Here is a 2,553-nt window from a genome sequence, read left to right as displayed (position 1 = left end):
GGGCAGTCCCATTTACGTAGGTTTAGATTTTTAACGTCTTTGTTTTGATATCCACAACAAGAACATAATTGGCTTGAAGCAAATGTTTTCGATACAACAATGACTTGTTTGCCGTACCATTTTGCTTTGTATTCCAACATAGTTCGAAACTGAGACCATGATACCTCACTAATTGCTTTTGCTAACTTTTGATTCTTTAACATATTCGATACTTGCAAATCCTCTATACCGATAACATCGTGGTTTTTGATGATTTCAGTCGAGATTTTGTCCAAGTAATCTTTTCTAGCATTTGTCATGTATTCATGAATTCTAGCTACCTTTACTCGTTGTTTATTCCAGCGAGAAGATCCTTTCGTTCTTCTAGAAAGAACACGCTGTGCTTTAGCCAACTTCTCTTCTAATGACCGAAAAAATTTCGGATTTTTATAAGTTGTTCCATCTGACAAAATGGCGAAATCTTTTAGTCCCACATCCATTCCAATGTAAGAGTTTGTTTTCGGAAGTTCTTGCACTTCTGTTTCAACTAACAATGACACAAAGTATCTGCCAGAAGGGTTCCGTCTAACTGTAGCATTTAAAATACGTCCTGTTACTTCACGACTTTTGGCAAATCGGACAAGACCTAATTTTGGCAATTTTATTTTGTTTCCTACAACGGCAATGTTTTCATTTGTTTGTTTTGTGGTATAAGATTGTACGTTGTTCTTCTTAGATTTGAAACGCGGGGCATTGTTTTGTTTTTTGAAAAGGCGTGTATAAGCATCCGCAAGGTTGCGAACAGACGACTGAATCGCGATACTATCCACTTCTTTTAGCCAAACAAACTCTTTCTTCATGGCAGGGAGTTTGGCAGAGCATGTACCATATGTCAAACCTTTCCCTGTTTCTTTGTATGCATTATCCCATAGAGATAGGAAATGATTGAATACAAAACGAGAACAGCCAATCGTTTTATTGATTAGGGTTGCTTGTGCTTTATTTGGATAGATACGAAATTTATATGCTTTATTAATCATCATTCATTTCACCTCCATTTCGGTATGTTTCTATTATACAACAAACGTACATTCGATAGGTAGTGAAGTAACAGTTTATGTATGTCGAACAATTAAGATGGCTTCCTGCCATCCCTTGTCCGAAGCCAATTCATCTCCCACCTACTAACTTCGCGTTCCTTGAGGAAGGAGTCCTCTTGGCTAAAATGATAAAATATTAGAATATAACTTATATTTTAAGTAATTATATTTATCAATGTGACGGTATCCTATATGAAAAATCTCGATCTTATTTCTATAGGATGAAGTAAGATCGAGATTTTTTTATTGTTTACTTGATGGATAATGGAATGGTAACCAAAAATTGTACGCCTTGTTTGGTATTATTCATAGAATACGTGATAGAAAGGGATTCGAAAATTTGTTTTACAATATATAATCCTAAGCCACTCCCTCCAGTATTTCGATTTCTTGACTTTTCGATTCGATAAAAGGGTTCGAATATATGTTGTATATTCTCTTCTTTAATTTCGACACCTGTATTAAGGACTTGCATTTCGATATAGTTTTGCTTAGATTTTTGGCTTAACTTTATATAGACCTTTTCGTTAAGTGGTGAATACATAATCGCATTATGAATGATGTTTTTACAAGCTTTTTCTAAAAGAACACAATCCGTATAAACAAAAATGTCAGAATCGACTTCTTTTATTATTTGAATGTCTTTTTGAGAAGCAAAAAATTCGAGGTCTTTTGTGATTGTACCTATTAACTTCGAAAGATTTATTTCTTCTACTTGTGGTTTAAAGGTATGTTGTTCTAGTTTTGACGTGCTTAAAATTTCGCGAACCAGTTGTTCCATACTTCCAATTATTTGATGATTTTTCTTTAAATATTGGTCACGATTTTGATAAGGGCCGATATTATATATCATCCCTTCTAAGTAACCTTTCATAACAGTAAGAGGAGTTTTTAATTCATGTGCTACAATAGCAAAGAATTCCCTTCGCTTTGCTTCTATTTCTCTTTCTTTTTCAATATCACTTTTCAATTGATGATTCGCTTTTTGTAAATCAAAAATTGCCTGTTGTAAATTTATGGACATATCATTCAAGCTATTGGACAATTCCCCTAATTCATCCATAGAACGAACCTCAATTTTTTCGGAGAAATCCAAGTTTGCCATCTTTTGTGCACCTTCATTAATATAAATAAGTGGTTTAGTAATAAATCTTGAATAGAGATAAGCACTTCCTAAACCAATAACCAGTACAATGATACTAATATAGGGTAGAAAACGTACCAAGACCTGTGAAGCTTCATCGATCGGTTGAAATGTTGCGAACACCACAAGCGTTAAGTTAACATCTTGGAATTGTATTGGCTTGGTAGCCTCATATGAATTATGAGATTGAGCCAAACCCTTTATTGGTACTGTTGTAACAAAACCTTTTGCTGGAGTACCTCCCTGAACAGTACCTCCCTGAACAGTACCTCCCTGAACAGTACCTCCCTGAACAGTACCTCCCTGAACAGTACCTCCCTGAACAGTACC

At 34.9% G+C, this 2,553-nt stretch carries 2 protein-coding genes; both read right to left on the bottom strand.

Features of this window, described 5'->3' with window-relative positions; all coding sequences use genetic code 11:
• Positions 1-1,022: IS200/IS605 family element RNA-guided endonuclease TnpB (gene tnpB / locus ACFVQC_RS29910; RefSeq protein WP_377900146.1), on the bottom strand; the 1,022-nt coding region annotated here is incomplete at its 3' end.
• 307 nt (positions 1,023-1,329) lie between these two features.
• A partial coding sequence (locus ACFVQC_RS29905; RefSeq protein WP_377900144.1) for a sensor histidine kinase occupies positions 1,330-2,553 on the bottom strand: 1,224 nt, incomplete at its 5' end.

It is taken from the genome of Bacillus sp. NPDC057893 (assembly GCF_042796455.1).
Classification (GTDB): domain Bacteria; phylum Bacillota; class Bacilli; order Bacillales; family Bacillaceae_G; genus Bacillus_A.
Note: the sequence above shows the minus strand (reverse complement) of the source record. Positions and strands in the feature narration are given on the sequence as shown.